Consider the following 22,045-nt stretch of genomic DNA (forward strand, 5'->3'; position numbering starts at 1 on the left):
ACCAAAGCGCTAGGAGAGTTTTTTTATATCTTATAGTTTAGCAAATTTCATTGTGTCGCGAGCAATCATTACCTCTTCGTTTGTAGGGATAATGAAAGCTTTAACTGGAGAATGATCGAAAGTAAGATCAGTTTCTTTACCGCGTACGTTATTTTTAGAACGGTCGAAGTATACACCCATCCACTCTAATTTATCCAATACGCGACCACGAATGATATCACTGTTTTCACCAATACCGGCTGTGAAAATGATTGCATCCACACCGTTCATTTGCATTGCATAAGAACCGATGTAGTTACGGATTTTTTCTACAAAAATTTGTAGAGATAGCTCGGCACGCTCGTCATTGTTTTCTGCTGCAGACTCGATATCGCGAAGATCGCTAGACAAGCCAGAAACAGCTAGAAGACCAGACTTTTTATTTAGAACATCTACTAATTCGTCAACAGAAAGTCCTGTTTTTTGTTGTAGATAAGGAAGCAATGCTACATCGATATCTCCAGAGCGAGTACCCATTGGCAAACCAGCAAGTGGTGTAAAGCCCATGGATGTATCAATGGATTTACCACGGTAGATAGCAGCCAAAGAAGCACCGTTACCCAAATGGCAGCTAATCAAACGTAGTTTTTCTACTGGACGATCCAACAATTCAGCAGCACGCTGCATCACATACTTGTGAGAAGTACCGTGGAAACCGTATTTACGGATACCGTACTTTTCATAGTACTCGGTTGGGATACTGTACAAGTAAGATTTAGCAGGCATAGTTTGGTGGAAAGCTGTATCAAAAACTGCAACCGCAGGAACGTTTGGTAGAATCTTTTGGAATGCAGTAATTCCCATGATGTTTGCTGGGTTGTGAAGAGGAGCCAGTTCAGAAAGCTCTTCTAGTTTTTTAATTACTTCATCTGTTACCAATACGGAATCTTTGAAAGTTTCGCCGCCGTGAACTACACGATGACCAACGCCATCCAATTCTGTAATATCTTTAATAGCGCCTTTTTCTGGATCAGTTAACAAAGCAATTAGTTTTTTTACAGCTACTTCATGGTCTTTCAGATCAAGCGTTTCTTTTAGCTTCTCTCCATCGCCTACTTGGAATGAAGACATGGAATCCTCCATGCCAATACGCTCCATTAGACCTTTTGCCAATACACGCTCAGAAGGCATGTCAAACAATTGGTATTTCAAAGAGGAGCTACCACAGTTTACGGATAGTACGATTGCCATATGATCACCTTTATCCTATCTTGTTGTTTGTCTTTCGTTGTCTCTCTCGATTAATGAGAAAATCAGCATAGACCGATTTCATCACAATCTCTAGTAATCTACTTTAGCATGAATCCTCGCATCTGTGAATGTTATCACAAGAAATTCAGACTCTTTCAAAAACTGTTACTTTTAGTATGTCCAAAACGATACAATCGTACTCAGCGCTCGTTCATCATTTTAGAAAAGAAATAGATAAGCTTGGAAATTGAATGTTAATTTTTTTAAAAGCTTCTGTCAGAACCCTTTACACTGCCTATACCTTTTTAATAATTCTCGTTGATCTTATCCGATTTAATCTTTGCTTAAATCCCATCCATTAATAAAGCTCCAGCCTTTTCCTTTCTCCCTATCACTATAATTCCTTTTGTAAAAAAACTCGTTTCTCTTTCATAGAATCTTCATCCCAGCTTAACCTCATCTCATGACAGGCTCTTTACAATGAAAAGCGAAAACGAGCTTTTAACAGGAAAAGGAGCGATTCTACCAATGGAAGTAAACCGTCGTCAGTTTTTAACATTTCTTGGAACCGGCACTGCTGCTCTCGCTTCATTGGCTACAGGGATTCCAGCCCTTGCCAAAGGGGAGTCCATTTCTGGGAAAACAGCAGATCATCTATTTGGCCTGCAATCTCCTCCTAAAGCCTTTCATCCGAAATTCACCCCGATCAAACCAAGTACAAAGGATGACGTCATTCTTCCCCAAGGCTTTTCTTACAATGTCATTGCCCTTTATGGTGATAAAATTAACGCTTCCGGCGATACTTTTGGTTTTAATGCTGACTTCAACTGTTTTTTGCCGATGAACGGAAAATCAGATCATGGTTTACTTTGGACGAATCATGAATATTGCGGCGAGCTGGAATACTATGTAAATGGCTATGATAACCTGAACGCTGATCCCCAAAATAATAAACGCACGCAAGAACAAATCCGTAAATACCTGTACGCATTAGGCGGCTCTGTCATTGAGATTAAAAAGGAGCAAGGTAAGTGGACATTGATTCCTAACTCCAAATACGGTCGCCGTGTTAGCGGATTAACCAAACACCTCATGACAGGCCCTGCCGCTAGCCTTGCAAAAGAAGTAGTCGGTACATTTGCCAACTGCTCTGGCGGTGTCACCCTGTGGAATTCTATTTTAACCTGTGAAGAGAATTTTCAGGATGTAATCACCGATTGCAAACTTGCTGATGAACGACACTATGGCTGGGTAGTGGAGGTGGACCCATTCGATCCAAGCTCCACGCCTAAAAAACATACGGCACTTGGGCGCTTTTCACATGAAAATACTGCTATGACACTAGCTCCTGGCGGTCAATTAGTGGTATACATGGGCGATGACGCTACTGATCAGTACGTGTATAAATATGTATCTAAAAATAAGTACGATAAGGCTAAAGGTAAAGCGAACAGCAAGCTGCTAGAGGAAGGAACGCTGTATGTGGCCAATTTCGCAAAGGGGAAATGGGTAGCTCTCGATTACCAAAAGACAGAAGCCTTGCAAAAAGCTGTGGATAAAGAAAACAGACCGCAATTTACCTCCCAAGCGGATGTGTTGATTAACTGTCGCATCGCTGCAAAAGTAGCTGGCGGGACACCAATGGACCGTCCCGAGGATGTGGAGGTTCATCCGATTGATGGTTCTATCTTTATTTCCCTGACTAACAATAAAAATCATAGTAACTTTTATGGTCATATCATGCGCCTGTTTGAAAAGAATAACGATCACGCTGGCATAGAGTTTGATTTTGAAATCTTTGCCACAGGTGGTCCGCAAAGCGGCTTTGCGGCTCCAGATAATCTGGCCTTTGACAGTGCAGGCAATCTGTGGGTCGTGACTGACATCTCCTCTGGTTCTATGAATGCGGGAATCTACCGTTCCTTTGGAAATAATGGAGTCTATTTTATTCCTACCTCTGGTGAGCATAAAGGCGTAGCTAGTCAGTTTGCTTCGGCCCCAGTTGGTGCGGAGATGACAGGCCCCTGGTTTACATCCGATGAAAAAACATTATTTTTATCCGTTCAGCATCCTGGCGAAAATTTAGAGTCTTACGATAAACCAACCAGCCACTGGCCTCGCGGAGTATCCTCCCTCGCTTTGCCAGGGGTAATTGCTATTAACGGATTTTAGCCACTGCACCTGGCTTTTGAAGGCAGATAGACACTCTAAACGTAGGAAGGGAGAGTAAAATCCACATGCTATCATCTATTGGGATTCCGGGTCTTATCCTGATTTTAATTATTGCTTTGGTTATCTTTGGCCCTAGCAAGCTGCCTGAGATTGGTCGCGCTTTTGGACGTACACTAAGTGAATTTAAAACAGCAGCCAAGGATTTAACCAAAGACGAGGAACCAAATCAATCCTCAGAACCTGCGAAAACGACAGAAGCAACAAAAGTCATGGAACCTGCGAAAAAAGAGGTTTCCTAATTAATTTGTTCGAATCTAGTTGAAAGAGGTAGAATTTCATTGGACCCTTCCAACACTCCACGTCATATCTTCGACCATCTAAGCGATATGCGAAAACGGATTATTATTGTCATTGCCACATTTTTGATAAGCTTTATTGTTTGCTTTTTATATGTAGATTTTATTTATCAATTCCTTACGAATCGTTCTGGAGAAAAGCTGACCATCTTAGGTCCCACCGATGTACTAACCATTTATATGAAGCTGTCTGCATGGGCCGCAGTCGCGATTACGATTACGATTGCAGGTTTTCAGATGTGGGGCTTTGTTTCTCCAGCATTAACCACCAGGGAACGGCAGGTAACATTGATGTATATTCCCGCTCTGTTTCTGTTGTTTATCAGTGGGGCAATGTTTGCCTATTTTATCTTGTTCCCTATGGTGTATCAATTCGTGCTTGGATTGTCCAACAATAACTTTCAGCTTTTAATTACGGCTAGCGACTATTTCAGCTTTATGCTCGCTTTTTGCCTGCCCTTTTCGGTATTATTCGAACTTCCACTGGCGGTTTTATTTCTCAGTCACTTGGGCATTGTGAATCCGCATCGGTTAGCAAAATTACGCAGGCCTGCTTATTTTCTACTATCGATCATTTCTATCTCGGTAACTCCACCAGACATCATATCGGACATATTGGTGATTGTACCGCTGATTGGGTTATACGAATTAAGCATTGGAATTTCAAGAATGGTGTACCGTAAAAAGCTAGGGAAAGAGCAAATTACACTAGGGCGGTCGAATTGCTAAAAGAGGCGGTCATTCTCCGATCAAAATCGGTTGAAGACCGCCTCTTTTGCTATCCAACGATAATTTTATCGATTATCCACTTTCTCCGGATACATGTCATGATTCATCATGCGATGCTCCGCCATCTCTTCAAATTTAGTGCCTGGCTTCCCGTAATTGCAATATGGATCAATCGAAATACCTCCGCGCGGAGTGAATTTGCCCCATACCTCAATATATTTTGGATCCATAAGCTTGATTAAATCGTTCATAATAATATTCATGCAATCCTCATGGAAATCACCATGATTGCGGAAACTAAATAGATAAAGCTTTAAGGATTTACTTTCAACCATTTTCTGATCAGGTATATAACTAATATAAATGGTTGCAAAATCTGGCTGACCTGTCATTGGACAGAGGCTGGTAAATTCGGGGCAATTAAATTTCACCCAATAATCGCGATATGGATGCTTATTATCAAATGCTTCCAAAACGTTTGGATTATATTCATAATGATACGCTGTCTGTTGATTGCCAAGCAGCGTTAAATCTTTTAATTGCGGGTTGGTAGATTGATTATTATGGGTCATCTATAGTAAACTCCTTTAGCTCTTATTCTCACATCTGCAAGGCATATATTTCGACGGACGCTATTACACGCCTCGCTTATTGCCCCACAGCAGGGTGTGTAGCTGCGGTAGAACTTTGGCATTGTTAAACTCTTTGGTCATGGCTACCTTGTCCACTAACCATTCCAATGATTGTAGTAACCGATCACGCAAGCCTTCTCGTTCACCTTCTAGGTCGGCCAATTCAGGATTCCCTACTTGCAAATAGAACGGCACCTGCGGATAACGCTGATGTAATTCTTTTGCATACTGGAAATCCTTGTCGTCAAATACAACCACCTTCATGCTAACCTGTTGATCAGTTGATTGAAAAGGGTTGTCAGTGAGCTTGGCAACGATTTCATCCAGTCGATCTATATTTGTCGTCATCCCGGAGCTAGGCGGTTTCGGAGATAAGGTGATATCATCCACTTCAGCTAACCATTCCTGCCATCTGCTACCCTGGGTTTCCACACCGATGCGAATGTTGTGGGAATGCAGCAGCTGGACTAGTTCTCCAAGCGGAGCCAGCAATAGCGGATTGCCTCCTGAGATCGTGACATGCGAGAAGCAGTCTTTGCCGAGCTTCTGTAGCTGATTCCAAATCTCCTCTGCTGTCATCATGCTGATTTGCTCTTTAGCCGAGCCATCCCATGTGAAGGCAGAGTCACACCAACTGCACCGATAATCGCAGCCAGCCGTACGTACAAACATGGTTTTTTGCCCAATAACCATTCCTTCTCCTTGGATTGTCGGGCCAAAAATTTCCAGCACAGGAATGTTACTCATGATACATCCACTCCCGGCGCATTTCGGCGTAGCTAGTTGGTGTCTCGAATAGCCGTACAAATTCCACACGTACACCCTGTTCCTGATAAATAGAGCTATTGGTAAGCGACTCTTCCATTTTTTCAAAAATCCACGCTACCATATTTTCTGCTGTTGTATTCATTGGCGGCAACGTTTCATTTAAATAACGGTGATCTAAATAAACCTCGATCTGTTCCTTCCAGATCGTTTTAATATCTCCGAAGTCTACTGTAATCCCGATTTCATTGGGGCGACCGCTAATGCCAAACACAACCTTATAGGTGTGTCCATGTAGATTCTTACATTTCCCTTCGTAAGCATGCAGATGATGAGCGGCATCAAAAGTGAATTCTTTACTTACCAGCACTCGCTTTTGATGATAACGCAGTTCTTTCTTCTGGATATCCTGTTCATATCGCTGCAAGCGTTCGACAATGCGAAAATCATAGAAGTTTCCCATTGTTCGCTCGCTCCTCTTCGTATGCCTTCAGGCCTGCGGCACGCAACTGGCAAGCAGGGCATTCCCCACATCCATCGCCAATCACTCCGTTGTAGCAGGTCAAGGTTTTTTCACGGATATAATCAAACGCACCCAGTTCATCGGATAGCTTCCACGTCTGCGCTTTGTTTAGCCACATAAGCGGTGTATGGATCACAAATGGATAATCCATCGCTAACTGCAACGTGACATTGAGTGATTTGATAAAGGAATCCCGACAATCTGGATAACCGCTAAAATCGGTTTCACAAACACCAGTGATGATATGTCGAGCACCAATTTGCTTAGCGTAGACCGCTGCAAACGACAAAAAGAGCAGATTGCGTCCATCCACAAATGTATTGGGGATTTCACCTTCTACCTGTTCAATCGCTACATCATCGCGTGTCAACGCATTAGGAGCCAATTGGTTTAACAGACTCATATCCATAATCGTCTGCTTTACACCTTGTTCCTTGGCAATTCGCTGCGCACATTCAATTTCTTGCTTGTGACGCTGGCCGTAATCAAAAGTGACTACTTCCACCTCACCAAACTGTTTTCGTGCCCAAAACAAACACGTTGTGCTATCTTGGCCACCACTAAATACAACCACCGCTTTGTCTTTTGTCATATCGCTTCATCCCTTTCGTGTTCTTGAAGAATCATGTCTTCAAGGGTCTACGAAGAAAGAGCGTTCTTGAACTATCATATGAAACTTGTCCCCAGGTAGTTTTTTATAGAGGGAGTTCGCGAACCTCTCCCATGCACCAAGGCATGGAATTCTTCTGGTTGTCTGGTTGCGGTAAACAGACTTCTCCATTATACGCTGTTTTGATAGAAAGCATAAGGTTGTTTTACAAATTACAAATTTTCACTTGGTAAATCCCGCCAGTTATAATACAGCAAACCTTTTACGATTATGAAAGGAGCCATCTCTATGTACTTTTCTTAAACCAAAAGCCATTGATCGTATCCTGTTTATTGTTCACGTTAGAATATTTGCAGCTTTTGTTTATCCCTTATTTTTTATTTTAATGCAGCCATTTGTAAACTCTTTACATCCTTCACAAGTACAAGCTAAACCCTATCAGTAATAAAAACAAAACAAGGTAGGAACGCCATTCCTACCTTTTCTACTCCGAAAGACTCGTTATATTCCATCTATGACCTCTACAAGTCTTTTTCTTATTGGTCTTTTTCTCTTGGGTTTCAGCCAAATCTAGTTTCTTTCACACAAATCTTTACTTCTGTTCGCCATTGCTTTGCATATTGTTAAGATTCACAAGCAGCTTATACTTCCCCTTGTTTATTGACCAATGCAAGAATCGCTTCTACAGCTTCTTCAATTGAACAATGAGCGGTTTCTACAATTAAATCAGGATTAACCGGCGGCTCATAGGGCGCACTAATTCCTGTAAACTGGCCTATTTCTCCAGTCCTTGCTTTTTTGTACAAGCCTTTCGGATCTCTTTGCTCACAGACCTCTAACGGACACTTCATATAGATTTCATAAAAAACCTGATCAGAAAACAGCATTCGAGCCATTTGCCGGTCTTCTTCATAGGGGGAAATAAACGAAACGATAGTAACGATCCCCGCATCCACAAACAGCTTGGCTACCTCTGCTACCCTACGAATATTTTCTTGCCGGTCTTCTTTGTTAAATCCCAAATTTTTATTCAAACCATGCCGGATATTATCGCCATCCAGCACATAGGAGCGAATTTTTTGAGCCAACAGCGCCCTCTCAACAGCAAATGCAATCGTTGACTTCCCTGATCCGGATAATCCAGTTAGCCATAGCACACAGCTTTTATGGCCGTTTAGTCCAAAGCGTTCCTGTTGTGTTACTGTTGAGGTTTGCCATACAATCTGTTGCTTCTGATCAGTCGATTGGTTACTCACTTCCTCACTCTCTCCTTTTTTTATTACATTATGCACAGTTGCTTGTACGATTGTTAGGCATTACTCCGTTTCTTAGTTTTACGGGCAACCTACTTCTGTCCAATAGTGTGTCGGTTTCTAAATATTTGAATATAGTAGTAAGAGAATTGAAAAAGGTAGTCTATTATTAGCAAAAATCGGTTCGGGAAGGGGGATTTTACATGTTATCTTTATCTGAGGTCCTTTTAATAAGTGCCCCTAACGGTGGTGGTTTGGCTTGTTATGAAAACAAAGTAATGCGCGTATTTGATAATGTCTCATCAACGGGACTTGCCATATACAACTCATCTGTGATACGTTCTTTTCACTTTGCTGATTCTGCTGTACTCATGTTCTATCACCCTGATGGTACTCGAAAACAGTTGATTAATCATGATCTGGCTGATATCCATGACCTGCTGGTACTAGATGGTGTGTTATATGCTGTATCTACTGGCACAAATGAAGTTGTTTCGCTTTGTACAGATACCGGTAAAATTATGCAACGATGGTCATTTCCTGGTGAAGGAGATTCTTGGCATCTAAACTGCATTGATTTTTGGAATGGTCGCCTGGTGGTAACTGCCTTCTGTGAGGGAGTGAAACACGGAGATTATTATAAAAATCCTCTTTTCAACGGCTTTGTCATGGATGTGGAAACTAAGGAAAAGCTCTGGTTGAACCTGACTCATCCCCACACTCCGAAAGCAGAAGGGAATCGTCGCTATGTATGCGATTCAGGACTACAACGTCTTTTAATACAAGAGGATGATCAGATTCATTCATTAAGTCATCCCGGATATCCACGCGGGCTCTGCTTTACAGATGATTACATTCTGCTGGGGGTCAGTCAGCCGCGTAACCTGACCACGGAAAAGAACGCCAGTATTAAGGTGATTGATAAAAAAACTTTAATCCAGGTCGATGAAATCGAGCTGCCATTCACAGAAGTCTATGACATGAAAATTCTGCCTGCCGAGCTCTTTCATCGATACAATTTTAATTAAATTACGCTGTAAACAAAAACATTCCACGTTCCTATTCATGGACACGTGAAATGTTTTTTCTTTTTTACCTATTCATAATCAAAGTGATCAGGATCGGGGCCAAAACGTTGATTTCGATTCAATCCGTCTAACAGCGCCATGTCTGCAGCTGTAAGCTCAAAATCAAAAAGACCTGCATTTTCGATAATCCGTTCTTTTTTCACAGATTTAGGTATAACCAGGACATTATGCTGTAAATCCCAGCGTAACACGATTTGAGCAGGCGTTTTTTGATAGCGCTCTGCCATTTCTTGCAGCAGAGGAACCTCCAGATTGCCACGCATCAGAGGACGCCAAGCCTCCACATAAATTCCCCGCTGCTCGCAGTACTGACGCAATTCCTTCTGTATTAAATATGGGTGCATCTCTATCTGGTTCAGCATCGGTTTCACTTCACATACTGACAACAAATCTTCCAAATGATGAATATGAAAATTACTTACACCAATTGAACGGACAAGCCCTTTTTTATAAAGAGTCTCCAATGCTCTCCACGTTTCTTTATATTTACCAGGAACCGGCCAGTGCACCAAATATAGATCAATATAATCCAAGCCTAATTTTTGAAGACTAGCATCAAAGGCTTGTAAGGTTGACTCATAGCCTTGCTCCGTATTCCACACCTTTGTCGTGACAAAGATCTCTTCACGTAAAATCTTACTATCTCTAATCGCTTTTCCTACTCCTGCTTCATTTTCATAAATCGCCGCTGTATCGACACTGCGGTAACCTGCTTCAAACGCCAGACGAATGGCTTGCTCCACTTCAGCACCGTCATCCGCCTTATAGACTCCAAGCCCCAACCAAGGCTTTATTACTCCGTTTGCTAATGTTGCTCCATCTGCAATACGCAATGTCATACTTATCCCTCCGCTCACAAAAGTCTTAACGTTATGATAGCATACAACAACCCTTTTAAAAATTTTTTCAAAAAGTGTGAAAGAAAAATCCTCCCCCCTACGTTATAGCTTATGATTTAAATAAAAACACCCTTAGATATCGTTAGCTAACGCACATCATTGTGAAAGTACAAAAAGGAAAAAAAGCTGCATCAGCTCCCTTTTTGAATAGGAGGACTAACACCATGCAGGACGACCAAGAGTTGGTTGTTCTTGTGCAACGCGGACATAAAGAAGCCTATGCACGGATTGTCGACAAGTACAAAGGTAAAATATACGCTTACCTATACCGCATGATAGGCCAGCAACAAGACGCACAAGACATGGCTCAAGATGTTTTTCTTAAGGCATATTGTCATATTCACCAATATAAACCGGAGCACTCCTTCTCATCCTGGCTGTACCGGATAGCAGCCAATCATTGTATAGATGAGCTCCGTAAACGAAAGAAAGCTCCAAGGAAAAATCAAAATGAAACCACCTTGGTCGACAAACAAACACCAGAATACATTCTGTTGGAGAAAGAACGAAATCAAATATTGCAATCTCACTTATTAGCACTGGATGAGTCATACCGAACGGTTCTCATGCTTCGTCATCACGAGTATTTCAGCTACAAGGAGATCGGGGATATTCTAGAAATTCCTGTGACCACTGTACAAATGCGCCTGCATCGAGCACATAAAAAATTACGCGAGAGCTTATTAGCCTCTGTTGAAGGAGGTGGATTCCATGACTTGTGTGAAATTGAGACTGTACCAAGCCTACATGAAAGATCTACTCTCTCCTGAAGAGAGCGAACGCTATGAATTGCATGTAGCGACTTGTTCGCAATGTCGGCGCCTTTTAGAGAAAGAAGAAGCAAAAGAGCATCTTGAAAACCAAGACGTTGATGTTGATATTAATGTTGATACTGATACTAATGCTAATGCTAATGCTGATACTGATAACGGACATCCTACCGACCTTGTCACATGGGAGAATTGGGAGGAAGCCCTCATGGATATGGACATTCCACCTCTCTCCGACACATTTACCCAAGATGTAGAAAGACGAATGGAGCGCATTATACCATTAAAACCACCTGTTAATTGGAAAAAAAGGAGCTGGAATATCGTGAAAAAAGCTACACTTGCTGTTGCCGGACTTACTTTAGCCGTTTCTTTAGGTACCTTTGTATCCCCTACCTTTGCCGATTATGTGCATAGTTTATTTTCAGATAATAAAAAAGCTGACATAGGACTAAAAAATGCCGCCACACAAGGATATGTACAAAAGCTAACTACAAAAGTGACCCAGCAAGGGATTACAATAGAAGCTAAAGAATTAATGGCAGATACATTACGGGTCGCTGTTCTATTGGACGCTACAGATAAAGAGGGCAAAAAAATGCCTGTCGAAGAAATGAAAAAAGCTGAAATGGATGCTCAGCTAACAGATGGCCAAGGAAAGCCATTTAGCCAATATGGCGGAAATACCGGTCTATTAGGTGACCTTCTCATCGTAAAACATGAGATTGCCAATCTGGTTACGGATAAGAATCCATTGCCGGACGAAATGTTTATGGATATTACTTTCACAAAAATCAAGGACATAAAAGGCGAATGGAAACTACGTATTCCAATTGATATGAAGAAGGCAAAACAGGTAACCAAAACCTTGTTTCCGAATAAACAATATACGTCTGCGCAAGGTGTTACCATAGATCTGCAAAAGCTAGATATAGCACCGAGTGCAACGCTCCTCACCCTCCGAAAGGAATGGACAGATAAAGAAAAGCAAAACATAAAGAAAATGATTGATCAGATTGGAGTAAATGAAAATTCGAATGCTAAAAGAAAAGAAGAAGTAGAAGAGAAGCCAGAATTTGCCTCCATAGAAATGCGTCAGATCGATATCGCTTATGAATTATTAGATGAGAAGGGGAATATCCTAGCAGCACAGGATGACAGTAAAGCCAGTAATAATAAAAACGTGATTCCCAATGGATTCTTTGGAACAAGAAATCCAGATGGATCATATACAGTCTGGGATACTTTTACCCCACAAAGCCTGGAGCCTACGACCTTTAAATTAAAAGCGATCTATCGAAGTGAACCAGCTAGTTTTCAAACAAAGTTTTCACCAGCAACATTAGCTCAAAAACCTGTTACTGCTACAGGAAGTGATGGTAGTGTATACACCTTTAAAAAAGTAAAAGTAGATACGGAAAATGAAAGGGTAGATCTTGAAATTGAAAGTGTTTTAGGCAAGAACGTTGTGAATACATCGATGTGGAGAGCAATCGATGAAACCGGTAAATCCTATCGTATCTATCAATCTTCTGATAACACGTTAACTATTGACGAGCTAACTACAATGCCAAAAGAGCTCACTATCAAGTATCACTTTGCTAAAAAGGAATATAGGAATGTCGATTGGGAAGTAAACCTCACGGATAAAAAGCAGCAATAGATTAGAAAAAAAGAAAGAGCCAGACAGTCTGGCTCTTTCTTTTGTGAGTAACTAGCTCTTCTTTCGCTTTATGCCAATACTTGCTTAATTCGTTCAATCGCCCAATCCAGCTCTTCTTTCGTAATAACAAGCGGTGGTGCAAAACGAATCGTCGTATCATGAGTTTCCTTGCACAGCAAGCCTAATGCTTTTAAGCTTTCACAATACGGACGTGCTGCTGTATCCAGCTCTAATCCGATAAACAACCCTTTACCGCGAATCTCTTTAATATGCGGGTTCTTGATCTCTTTCATTATTTCCATAAAATAAGCGCCAAGCTCTAGGGAGCGTTCCACTAATCCTTCTTCTTCCAACACTTCCAGCGCGGCCACTGCTACTGCACAGCCTAGTGGGTTTCCACCAAAGGTAGACCCGTGGGAACCTGGTTCGAATACGCCCAGTACCTCGCTGTCAGCGGCTACAGCAGAGATTGGGAAAACTCCGCCGCCTAACGCTTTGCCCATAATGTACATATCTGCTTTTATACCTTCCCAATCTGTGGCAAACATTTTTCCTGTACGTCCAAAGCCAGTTTGGATTTCATCTGCTAGCAGCAAAACATTATGCTCGTCACAGAGACGGCGCGCTTCACGCAAAAAGCCCTCCTCTGGGATGACAATCCCTGCTTCCCCTTGAATCGGCTCTACTAAAAATGCTGCCGTGTTAGGAGTAATTGCTTCTGCTAATGCCTTGCTGTCACCGTACGGAATAACCTTGAATCCCGGGGTGAATGGCCCAAAGCCGCGTTTGTATTCATCTGCGGAAGAAAAGGAGGTGATGGTAACTGTGCGTCCATGGAAGTTCCCTTCACACACAATAATTTCCGCTTGATTAGCCGGCACTTTTTTACTATCATACGCCCAACGACGTACTGCTTTAACTGCTGTTTCTACCGCTTCTGCTCCCGAGTTCATTGGTATTACCATATCTTTGCCTGTCAAGGCAGCAACTTTTTCATAAAAATGACCAAGCTGATCATTGTAAAAAGCTCGCGAGGTTAAGGTTACTCTATCTGCTTGATCCTTCAGCGCTTGAATGATTTTTGGATGGCGATGTCCTTGATTCAAGGCAGAATACGCGCTTAGCATATCTAAATAGCGAGTGCCTTCAGGGTCTTCTACCCAGACGCCCTCTGCTTTGGAAATAACAATCGGCAACGGGTGATAATTATGTGCTCCGAACCGTTCTGTCTGATCAATAATTTGTTTTGTCGTTGTCATAAATAACCCTCCCTATATCTGTCTGCTTATAGTTTTATGCATTTTCTATGCCAGCTAAAAATTGTAAAAAATTAAGCTTTTATTACACGAAACGAGCTTGCTGCGCAAAAAAAGTTTGCATAAACAATTTTCAAGCAGTTTTTATCAGCAAAAATATTTTGCACCTCCCTCTGTCTATGTTAGAATGACTACACCAATTGATAAAAACGAATTGAGGTGAGCTGCTATGTCCACTTCTCGGTTGATGGACGGAACAACCTTTCTTGCAATGGTTGCTCATATTTTGGACGAAATGAATGAAGGTGTCCACGTGATTGACGCGGATGGCACCTCTATTTTATATAATCGTAAAATGGCAGAACTAGAAGGCATGCAAAAAGAGGATGTTCTTGGCAAGAAGCTGCTAGACGTTTTTCAATTTTCCCCTGGTCAGGAAAGCACCCTGCTTCAAGCTCTGCATAAAGGAGACAGCCTGCGCCAGATCAGACAAACCTATTTAAACGGCAAGGGACAGGAAATTACTACCATCAACAACACTCTCCCCTTGCAGCAACATGGAAGAAATATTGGAGCAGTGGAAATCGCTAATGATGTAACCAAAATGGAGCGTATGATACGTGAAAATTATTTCGTAAAAAAAGAAATGGGTAACACTCGTTATACCTTTGCCAGCATTATTGGAAATAGTCCTGCTATTCGTGAAATGATTGAACACGCAAATCGAGTAGCACGTACCTCCTCCTCCGTTCTGATTGTCGGAGAAACCGGAACAGGCAAAGAGCTGTTTGTGCAAAGCATTCATAATGCAAGCATGCGAGCCAAGTCCCCTTTTATTTCACAAAATTGTGCGGCTCTCCCTGACAGCTTAATCGAGGGACTATTATTCGGTACAACAAAGGGTGCCTTTACAGGAGCCATAGAAAGACCTGGTTTATTTGAGCAAGCAGAAGGCGGAACCCTGTTTTTAGATGAACTAAATTCGCTTAACCTCTCCCTTCAAGCCAAATTGTTGCGCGCCCTGCAGGAGAAAACCATCCGGCGCATCGGTGATACTAAGGATCGTGCCATTAACGTCCGCATTATCGCCGCCATTAATGAGGACCCTATCGAAGCAATCTCAGCAAACAAATTGCGGAAGGATTTATATTATCGTCTAGGTGTGGTCACCCTGCTCATCCCGCCGCTGCGTGAACGTCGTGAGGATATTCCTCCTTTAGCTGCTCATTTCATCGAGAAATATAACCGCCTGTTTCAAATGGATGTAGCAGGTATAACCGAAGAGGTAAAGCGTTTTTTTGGAGATTATGATTGGCCTGGAAATGTTCGTGAATTAGAACACTTCATTGAAGGCGCGATGAATTTAATGCTAACCGATGAAACCAGCATTGCACTTGAACATTTACCGCTCCACCATATTCGGCGTAAACTGCCTGGATCAACGCCAATTCCTTCTTCGCCAGCCTTCGGGGGCCAGGAAAAAAAGGGTATAGATCATAAAGAAGCCCCTTTGCCATCTATTCCTTCTATTAGAGCCTATTCGACAGAAACTACCAATACTCAACCAATTTTGCACGAGTCTTATATCAAAGATACCCTGCATCTCTTACAGCAGGATTCTTTATCATTAAAAGAAGTGCTACAATCCTTCGAAGCGATCTATCTTCAAAAAAAATTAGATCAGTTTGCAGGAAATATATCCCATACCGCAGAACATATAGGGATGAGTCGACAAAGTTTGCAATATCGCTTACGCCGTTTACAACAAGAAAATCGCTAATTATCAACATGCAAAAAAAATTGGCAGCAAAGTTTTTCAAACAAAAACCGACAATTTTTTTTGCATCCCCTTTTATTTATCTTTATAATTCAGAAAATTGAAATTGGTACGAATGTTGCATAATGTTTTCTCTGTAAACGCATACATCTCACTGTGAGATCATAGAAAGGAGAGAAGGACATGTCCAAACAACGTTCCTCTCATGAATTGCAACGTACGCTGAAAAGTAGACACTTATTTATGATCTCACTCGGCGGAATTATTGGCACAGGCCTCTTTCTGGGCTCCGGCTATACCATTAGCCAAGCAGGTCCGATCGGAGCCATCATTTCCTACCTTGTAGGTGGCTTTATCATGTATCTCACCATGCTCTGCCTCGGTGAATTATCCGTTGCTATGCCTGTATCCGGCTCGTTCCAGACGTATACCACTAAATTTATTAGCCCAGCAATGGGTTTTACCATTGGATGGCTATACTGGTTAGGCTGGGCTGTAACAGTAGCTCTGGAGCTTTTATCTTCCGGTCTGCTCATGCAACGTTGGTTTCCAGATTCACCCGTCTGGATGTGGTGCGCTGTTTTTGGCATAATCCTCTTTTTACTCAATGCCCTGTCAGCTAAAGCTTTTGGTGAGACTGAATTCTGGTTTTCCAGTTTCAAGGTAGCAGCTATTTTAGCCTTTATCGTGCTCGGCGGTGGAGCGATGTTTGGCATCATTCCCTTCCGCAGTGGCGAAGCTGCTCCCATGCTAAGCAATTTTGCCGAAACCTCCTGGCTGCCTAATGGAATTACTGGTTTGTTGCTTACGATGATAACGGTCAATTTTTCCTTTCAGGGAACCGAGCTCATTGGCATTGCTGCTGGTGAAAGTGACAATCCAGAGAAAAACATTCCCAAATCAATTCGGGCTACCGTTTGGCGAACACTCATCTTTTTTGTGCTGGCAATCACGATTTTAGCCGGCCTGATTCCCCATCAACAAGCAGGGGTGATTGAAAGCCCATTCGTCATGGTGTTCGATAAAATTGGTATTCCATATGCCGCCGATATTATGAATTTTGTTATCCTAACAGCATTACTATCTGTAGCTAATTCTGGTTTATATGCGGCCACTCGAATGCTCTGGTCTTTATCTAAAACAGAAATGGCCAGTCCAACACTCGGTAAAGTAAACAAAAAAGGCGTCCCCATGAACGCCTTATTACTAACATTTTCCATTTCTCTGCTATCCTTGCTTTCCAGCGTGTATGCTGAAAATACCGTATATCTCTGGTTGATCTCCCTTGCAGGATTAGGAGCACAGGTAGGCTGGATTTCAATTTCTGCCTCTCAATTAGCATTTCGTAAGCATTATCTAAAAAATGGCGGGAAGCTACACAATCTCAAATTCCGGACTCCGTTTTATCCAATCCTGCCGTTAATCAGCTTAACACTCAATCTAGTTGTACTTATCAGCCTAGCCTTTGATAAAGATCAGCGTATTGCTTTATATTGCGGTGGAGTGTTCGCTCTTTTCTGTTTACTCTATTACTTCCTGAGGATTAAAAGAAAGCCCATGAGTAATGGATCTCCAGAGGATAATAAAACGTACCACATCATCTAGCTCCCGAATAGAAGCGGCCCTCTGATGTTATGTCAGGGGCTTATTTTTCTTTCTAATAAGAAAATTCTGCACCCATTTCTACTAAATGAGCAGGTTAAACAAAGTAGGATTATGATTGATTTCCATGTAAGGGAAGTTCTTTTGATTCATCCGTTCCATTAATGCCTCATAATCATCCTTTTGCTTTAATTCAATGCCCACTAATGCAGGTCCGTTATCCCTATTATTTTTCTTGGTATATTCGAATCTAGTAATATCATCTGTAGGCCCTAGCACCTCATCAAGAAACTCCCGCAAGGCCCCCGCACGCTGAGGAAAGTTAATGATAAAGTAATGCTTGAGTCCCTCATAGATTAAAGACCGTTCCTTAATATCCTGCATGCGGTCAATATCGTTGTTTCCCCCGCTAACAATACATACCACATTTTTCCCTTTAATTTTATGCCTGTACTCATCCAATGCCGCGATGGTAAGTGCACCGGCAGGCTCAGCTACAATTGCATTTTGATTATATAAATCAAGAATTGTACTGCATACCTTTCCCTCTGGTACCGTAACAATGTCGTCAAGCACCTCTTTACAGAGCTCGTATGAGAGCTGCCCTACCTGCTTAACAGCAGCCCCATCTACAAATGTATCAATCTCTTGCAAAGCGATCACTTGATTTTCTCTAAAGGATTGCTTCATAGAAGCCGCTCCTTGGGGCTCTACTCCAATGACATCTGTTAGAGGGCTTATCCCCTTGACACAAGTTCCAACACCTGCCGCCAGACCCCCTCCTCCAATACCAACAAACAGGTAATCCAACGCTTCTGTCATATCATTTAGGATCTCCATGCCTACCGTGCCTTGACCCGCAATGATTTTTTCATGATCAAATGGATGAATGAACGTCATGTCATGTTCCTTGCCGTATTTGATCGCCTCAGAAAAAGAATCATCGAAGGTGTCGCCCACCAATACAATCTCAACTTGGTCACCGCCGAATAACTTCACCTGAGACACCTTTTGACGAGGTGTTGTGCTAGGCATAAAAATCGTACCTCGGGCTCCTAAAGCTTTACAGGAATAGGCAACCCCTTGTGCATGATTGCCTGCGGAAGCACAAACGACACCGCGTTTCATTTGCTCGTCCGATAATGTACGCATGAGATAATAAGCACCGCGCAATTTAAATGAACGAACAACCTGTAAGTCCTCCCGCTTTAGGAACACATTGCATTGGTATTTATCTGACAAAACTCCGTTGTACTGTAGAGGTGTTTTGACAATAACTTCTCGCAATAAATGACTCGCCACCAGAATATCTTCTATGGTTAGTTTGCTGGTTGTTACATTCATCAGTTTCTCCGCCTCTCTATATTTTTCAATAACAAAAAAACTCGCCCAGCATGAAAGAAATTTACTTCCATTGCTTAGGCGAGAGTCGCGATACCACTGAGCATTCTCCGTTTCTTCACAAAAACGGACTCCACAAGTCTAATTCCGTCTTCCTTCATGACTCGCAGTAAAGCGATCCATACGTTTAAAGAAGGTTCAAATAGACTTAGTCCGATAACGTGGACAATTCGTTGCCATGTACTAATGATCATAGAGATTGAGAGTTTTGTGTTTGCTCTGACTCTCCCCCTGCTTCTGCTCTGATCTGTTCCACAACAAAGCTCTGAGGTGATTTTCAAGGAAAGTTAGCGACCATCTTCGCAGCACATTGAGACGGCTCTCTGACACTAGAGCTTTCTTTTACTCTTCCTCTTCACGGCTTCATTTATATTTTTTCATAACATTCCAATACTTATTGTTCAGAATTATAGTGAGATGTTACAGGCTTGTCAACCTTACAAAAAAAGTGCCGCCCCGGACAAAGGAATTGTCTCGAGACGACACTTGAAAAAGAAACAGAGCGAAAAGGCTGTAAGAAAACAATCCGATGCTCTTACGCTTCTACATGTTTTTGCGTTTGATCATTGTAAATATTGGTGTCTAATTCTTTCGTTACACGGCTAGTGATCACACCTGCTACCATACTGCCGCTTACGTTTAGAGCTGTACGTCCCATATCAATTAATGGCTCTACAGAGATTAACAAACCAGCTAATGCAATTGGCATGTTCATTGTAGATAGCACCAGAAGAGCAGCAAAAGTGGCTCCACCGCCTACGCCTGCAACTCCAAAGGAACTAATCGCTACGACAGCAATAAGAGATACGATGAAAGAAGGCGTCAATGGGTCAATCCCAATTGTAGGGGCAATCATCACAGCTAACATGGCTGGATAAATACCTGCGCAACCGTTTTGACCAATGGATAAACCAAAAGATCCAGCAAAGTTAGCTATGCCTTCCGGTACTCCCAATTTATCACGTTGCGTTTCTACGTTTAAAGGCAATGCTCCTGCACTTGAACGTGAAGTGAATGCAAAAGTTAAAACAGGAAACGTCTTTTTCAAATAAGAAATAGGGTTAAGTCCAGTAACAGCAAGCAAAATCAGATGGATAACAAACATAATGATAATCGCGACATAGGAAGCAAGCACAAATTTTCCTAATTTAAGAATGGCTAAGTAATCGCTGGTAGCCGTTACTTTTGTCATGAGAGCTAGCACCCCATAAGGAGTTAAGCGTAAAATAATGCTTACTACCCGCATAATTATCGTATAAAATGTATCTACAATTTTGGCAAAGAATGCTGCGTGTTCCGGTTGTTTCCCCTTTACCCCTAAGAATGCAATGCCAAGCAAAGCAGCAAAAATAACAACAGCAATCGTAGAAGTAGAACGTTGGCCTGTTAGATCAAGAAACGGGTTGGCCGGTAATAATTCCACGATTTTCTGAGGAAGAGATAAATCTTGAATTTGACCAAACGTCTTTTCTAGTTGAGCAGCTCGATTTGTTTCCTGATCGCCTTGTTGAATTTGAACAGCTTCTAAATGAAAGGCGAGTGTTGTTCCAATCCCAATAGCGGCAGATACCGCAGTAGTTGCAATTAGGATACCAATAATTAAAGAACTAATTTTTCCGATATTATTCGTTAGCTTAACCTTTGTAAAAGCAGCTAAAATAGATATAAATACCAGCGGCATTACAATCATCTGCAAAAGCTTAATGTAGCCTTTACCTATAATGTTAAACCATTCTATCGAATCCTTTACAATGTCTGTTTTTGCCCCATAGGCAAGCTGTAAGCCAACTCCGAAGACAATCCCAACAGCCAGTGCGGTAAACACACGCTTCGAAAAGGAAATATGTTTCTTCTGCATGGTATATAGTCCAAAAATAACAAGTAACATGATAGCAATATTAAGTAAAATCCAAACTGTTGACAATGGATTCCCTCCGTTCTTTCTGATAAATTCTCATGAAGGTAACTAAAGCATATTCAAGTTATAATACATTAATTCCTATATGTAAAGTAGGATTTAAACTTTATCATATTTTTTTTGAAAATGCCACATAAATAGGCATGACCCCTATCTTTACATAAGATAGACACCATGCCCCTATGGTCTAGGCGCCCACAAAATAACACCCACACCAGCTATACAAATCACTGCTCCTAGCCAGTCATACATATCTGGGGTCTTTTTATCTACCAGCCACCCCCACATGATCGCTAGGATAATAAATACTCCGCCATAAGCTGCATATACTCGTCCAAATGTAGGAAATCTGTGCAAAGTTGGAATAATCCCATAAACGATAAGAACTATGCTCCCTACAAGACCGTACCAGGCAGGTTTTGCCTCTCGTAACCAAAGCCAAACCAGATAGCCGCCACCAATCTTAGCCAGACCGGCTGTGATAAATAAGAGAATTGATGCTAACAATGATTTCCTCCTCGCGTGGGAATATCTGTTATTTGGTTATGCTGTATAATTGTATCGTTTTATTCCATTTACTTATTTCTTTTTCCCATGTCATACCGACATTCTCCGCAACACGTCTGGACGCTACGTTCCTTTTATCAATAAGTGAAATCAAACGGTCATGGCCAAGCTTATGGAAACCATATTCTCTACAAGCAATTGCACATTCCGTAGCTAATCCTTGTCCCCAATACTTACGGACAATCAAATAACCAATTTCAATTTCTTGTTGAAGATTAATTTCTTGAGGTACCAAGCCGCATTGCCCTATAAATTCCCCATCCTGTTTATTCTCAGCAATCCAAAATCCTATTCCGAATTTTTCATAATTCCCCTGATTCCACTTGATCCATGCAACCGTTTCTTCTTCATTTTTCGTAGATGGATAGAACTGCATAGCGATAGGGTCAGTAAATATCCTGCTTAATTTTTCCACATCTGACAACTTCATTTTTCGCAAGATCATTCTGTTTGTTTCTAATTGAAACACAGCCTGTCACCTCTTTTCAATAGTTTCCATTCCTTATGTAATACGTAGCAAAACCAAGTAAAAGACACCTCTCCAATACTTATATATCTGCTTATTATAATTGGCACTATATTATAATTATTCAGGATATTCAACTCTCCCATACAATTATATGTGTAAATAATTATATATTTATTTATACAGATATAGTATAGATAAATTTTAATAAAAATGACATGGTAAAAGTAACATTTAGTTTATTTATAAACATTAGAGGACTTCTTTAAAATTTGGGATGATATCTATTTCATAAAAGTATTGTTATGTACATACTCTTCTTGGTTGGCTTTACACGTTGAGAAGCTGTTGGCAGTAAGGTAACAGGA

The 22,045-nt window shown here is 41.5% G+C and carries 20 protein-coding genes; 8 read left to right on the forward strand and 12 right to left on the reverse strand.

Annotation, left to right across the window (positions count from 1 at the left end):
• Nucleotides 1-30: 30 nt before the first annotated feature.
• Entirely contained in the window at nucleotides 31-1,230 is a 1,200-nt protein-coding gene (locus QZ995_RS11520; RefSeq protein ID WP_301806839.1) for an acetate kinase, read from the reverse strand.
• Nucleotides 1,231-1,758: 528 nt separating this feature from the next.
• Between QZ995_RS11520 and QZ995_RS11525 the strand changes: the two genes are divergently transcribed.
• The 3 genes from QZ995_RS11525 (at nucleotide 1,759) to tatC (ending at nucleotide 4,487) form a co-directional block, all read left to right on the forward strand.
• Nucleotides 1,759-3,402 (forward strand): PhoX family protein, encoded by a 1,644-nt coding sequence (locus QZ995_RS11525; protein ID WP_301807204.1) that lies wholly within the window; start codon nucleotides 1,759-1,761, stop codon nucleotides 3,400-3,402.
• A 65-nt stretch (nucleotides 3,403-3,467) separates the two neighbouring features.
• Nucleotides 3,468-3,701, forward strand: coding sequence for a twin-arginine translocase TatA/TatE family subunit (gene tatA / locus QZ995_RS11530; protein WP_301806842.1), 234 nt, complete (start codon nucleotides 3,468-3,470; stop codon nucleotides 3,699-3,701).
• A 39-nt stretch (nucleotides 3,702-3,740) separates the two neighbouring features.
• Entirely contained in the window at nucleotides 3,741-4,487 is a 747-nt protein-coding gene (gene tatC, locus QZ995_RS11535; RefSeq protein ID WP_301806844.1) for a twin-arginine translocase subunit TatC, read from the forward strand.
• A 65-nt stretch (nucleotides 4,488-4,552) separates the two neighbouring features.
• Here tatC and queF read toward each other — a convergent pair whose 3' ends face one another.
• The 5 genes from queF to cysC all read right to left on the reverse strand — a co-directional run bounded on the left by queF (nucleotide 4,553) and on the right by cysC (nucleotide 8,273).
• Nucleotides 4,553-5,059 carry a preQ(1) synthase gene (gene queF, locus QZ995_RS11540; protein WP_301806846.1) on the reverse strand — a complete coding sequence of 169 codons (507 nt, stop codon included), beginning with the start codon at nucleotides 5,057-5,059 and terminating at the stop codon, nucleotides 4,553-4,555.
• A gap of 63 nt (nucleotides 5,060-5,122) precedes the next feature.
• Entirely contained in the window at nucleotides 5,123-5,866 is a 744-nt protein-coding gene (gene queE / locus QZ995_RS11545) for a 7-carboxy-7-deazaguanine synthase QueE (RefSeq protein ID WP_301806847.1), read from the reverse strand.
• Nucleotides 5,859-6,347: a 6-carboxytetrahydropterin synthase QueD gene (gene queD, locus QZ995_RS11550; protein WP_031411951.1), complete on the reverse strand. Its 489-nt coding sequence runs from the start codon at nucleotides 6,345-6,347 to the stop codon at nucleotides 5,859-5,861. Before queD ends, queE begins: the two co-directional genes overlap by 8 nt.
• Nucleotides 6,331-6,999 (reverse strand): 7-cyano-7-deazaguanine synthase QueC, encoded by a 669-nt coding sequence (queC, locus tag QZ995_RS11555; RefSeq protein WP_301806857.1) that lies wholly within the window; start codon nucleotides 6,997-6,999, stop codon nucleotides 6,331-6,333. The genes queD and queC overlap by 17 nt, the downstream gene beginning before the upstream one ends.
• Before the next feature lie 659 nt (nucleotides 7,000-7,658).
• Nucleotides 7,659-8,273 (reverse strand): adenylyl-sulfate kinase, encoded by a 615-nt coding sequence (gene cysC, locus QZ995_RS11560; protein WP_301806859.1) that lies wholly within the window; start codon nucleotides 8,271-8,273, stop codon nucleotides 7,659-7,661.
• A gap of 200 nt (nucleotides 8,274-8,473) precedes the next feature.
• Here cysC and QZ995_RS11565 point away from each other — a divergent pair, with 200 nt between their 5' ends.
• The gene (locus QZ995_RS11565) at nucleotides 8,474-9,298 is read left to right on the forward strand and encodes a DUF4915 domain-containing protein (RefSeq protein ID WP_301806861.1); all 825 of its coding nucleotides are present in this window, start codon (nucleotides 8,474-8,476) and stop codon (nucleotides 9,296-9,298) included.
• Nucleotides 9,299-9,366: 68 nt separating this feature from the next.
• Here QZ995_RS11565 and QZ995_RS11570 read toward each other — a convergent pair whose 3' ends face one another.
• A complete protein-coding gene (locus tag QZ995_RS11570; protein WP_301806863.1) occupies nucleotides 9,367-10,197 on the reverse strand; it encodes an aldo/keto reductase in 831 nt (276 codons plus the stop codon).
• Between the two features lie 224 nt (nucleotides 10,198-10,421).
• Here QZ995_RS11570 and QZ995_RS11575 point away from each other — a divergent pair, with 224 nt between their 5' ends.
• Both QZ995_RS11575 and QZ995_RS11580 read left to right on the forward strand, forming a co-directional pair.
• Nucleotides 10,422-11,027 (forward strand): RNA polymerase sigma factor, encoded by a 606-nt coding sequence (locus QZ995_RS11575; RefSeq protein ID WP_301806865.1) that lies wholly within the window; start codon nucleotides 10,422-10,424, stop codon nucleotides 11,025-11,027.
• Entirely contained in the window at nucleotides 10,969-12,690 is a 1,722-nt protein-coding gene (locus QZ995_RS11580; RefSeq protein WP_301806869.1) for a DUF4179 domain-containing protein, read from the forward strand. The genes QZ995_RS11575 and QZ995_RS11580 overlap by 59 nt, the downstream gene beginning before the upstream one ends.
• Nucleotides 12,691-12,758: 68 nt before the next feature.
• Here QZ995_RS11580 and QZ995_RS11585 read toward each other — a convergent pair whose 3' ends face one another.
• On the reverse strand, nucleotides 12,759-13,949 hold the full coding sequence (locus tag QZ995_RS11585; protein WP_301806872.1) for an ornithine--oxo-acid transaminase: 1,191 nt from the start codon (nucleotides 13,947-13,949) through the stop codon (nucleotides 12,759-12,761).
• Between the two features lie 226 nt (nucleotides 13,950-14,175).
• Here QZ995_RS11585 and QZ995_RS11590 point away from each other — a divergent pair, with 226 nt between their 5' ends.
• Together QZ995_RS11590 and QZ995_RS11595 are read left to right on the forward strand one after the other, a co-directional pair.
• Entirely contained in the window at nucleotides 14,176-15,726 is a 1,551-nt protein-coding gene (locus QZ995_RS11590; RefSeq protein ID WP_301806874.1) for a sigma-54 interaction domain-containing protein, read from the forward strand.
• A 180-nt stretch (nucleotides 15,727-15,906) separates the two neighbouring features.
• A complete protein-coding gene (locus tag QZ995_RS11595; protein ID WP_301806876.1) occupies nucleotides 15,907-17,328 on the forward strand; it encodes an amino acid permease in 1,422 nt (473 codons plus the stop codon).
• 81 nt (nucleotides 17,329-17,409) lie between these two features.
• On the opposite strand, the gene ilvA is transcribed toward QZ995_RS11595, so the two are convergent.
• The 4 genes from ilvA to QZ995_RS11615 all read right to left on the reverse strand — a co-directional run bounded on the left by ilvA (nucleotide 17,410) and on the right by QZ995_RS11615 (nucleotide 21,680).
• The gene (gene ilvA / locus QZ995_RS11600) at nucleotides 17,410-18,669 is read right to left on the reverse strand and encodes a threonine ammonia-lyase IlvA (RefSeq protein WP_301806878.1); all 1,260 of its coding nucleotides are present in this window, start codon (nucleotides 18,667-18,669) and stop codon (nucleotides 17,410-17,412) included.
• Nucleotides 18,670-19,261: 592 nt separating this feature from the next.
• Nucleotides 19,262-20,650 carry an L-cystine transporter gene (locus QZ995_RS11605; protein WP_301806880.1) on the reverse strand — a complete coding sequence of 463 codons (1,389 nt, stop codon included), beginning with the start codon at nucleotides 20,648-20,650 and terminating at the stop codon, nucleotides 19,262-19,264.
• Between the two features lie 174 nt (nucleotides 20,651-20,824).
• Entirely contained in the window at nucleotides 20,825-21,151 is a 327-nt protein-coding gene (locus QZ995_RS11610) for a YnfA family protein (RefSeq protein ID WP_301806881.1), read from the reverse strand.
• 28 nt (nucleotides 21,152-21,179) lie between these two features.
• Nucleotides 21,180-21,680 (reverse strand): GNAT family N-acetyltransferase, encoded by a 501-nt coding sequence (locus QZ995_RS11615; RefSeq protein ID WP_301806882.1) that lies wholly within the window; start codon nucleotides 21,678-21,680, stop codon nucleotides 21,180-21,182.
• Between the last annotated feature and the right edge of the window lie 365 nt (nucleotides 21,681-22,045).

The organism is Brevibacillus laterosporus, assembly GCF_030489605.1.
Classification (GTDB): domain Bacteria; phylum Bacillota; class Bacilli; order Brevibacillales; family Brevibacillaceae; genus Brevibacillus_B; species Brevibacillus_B laterosporus_E.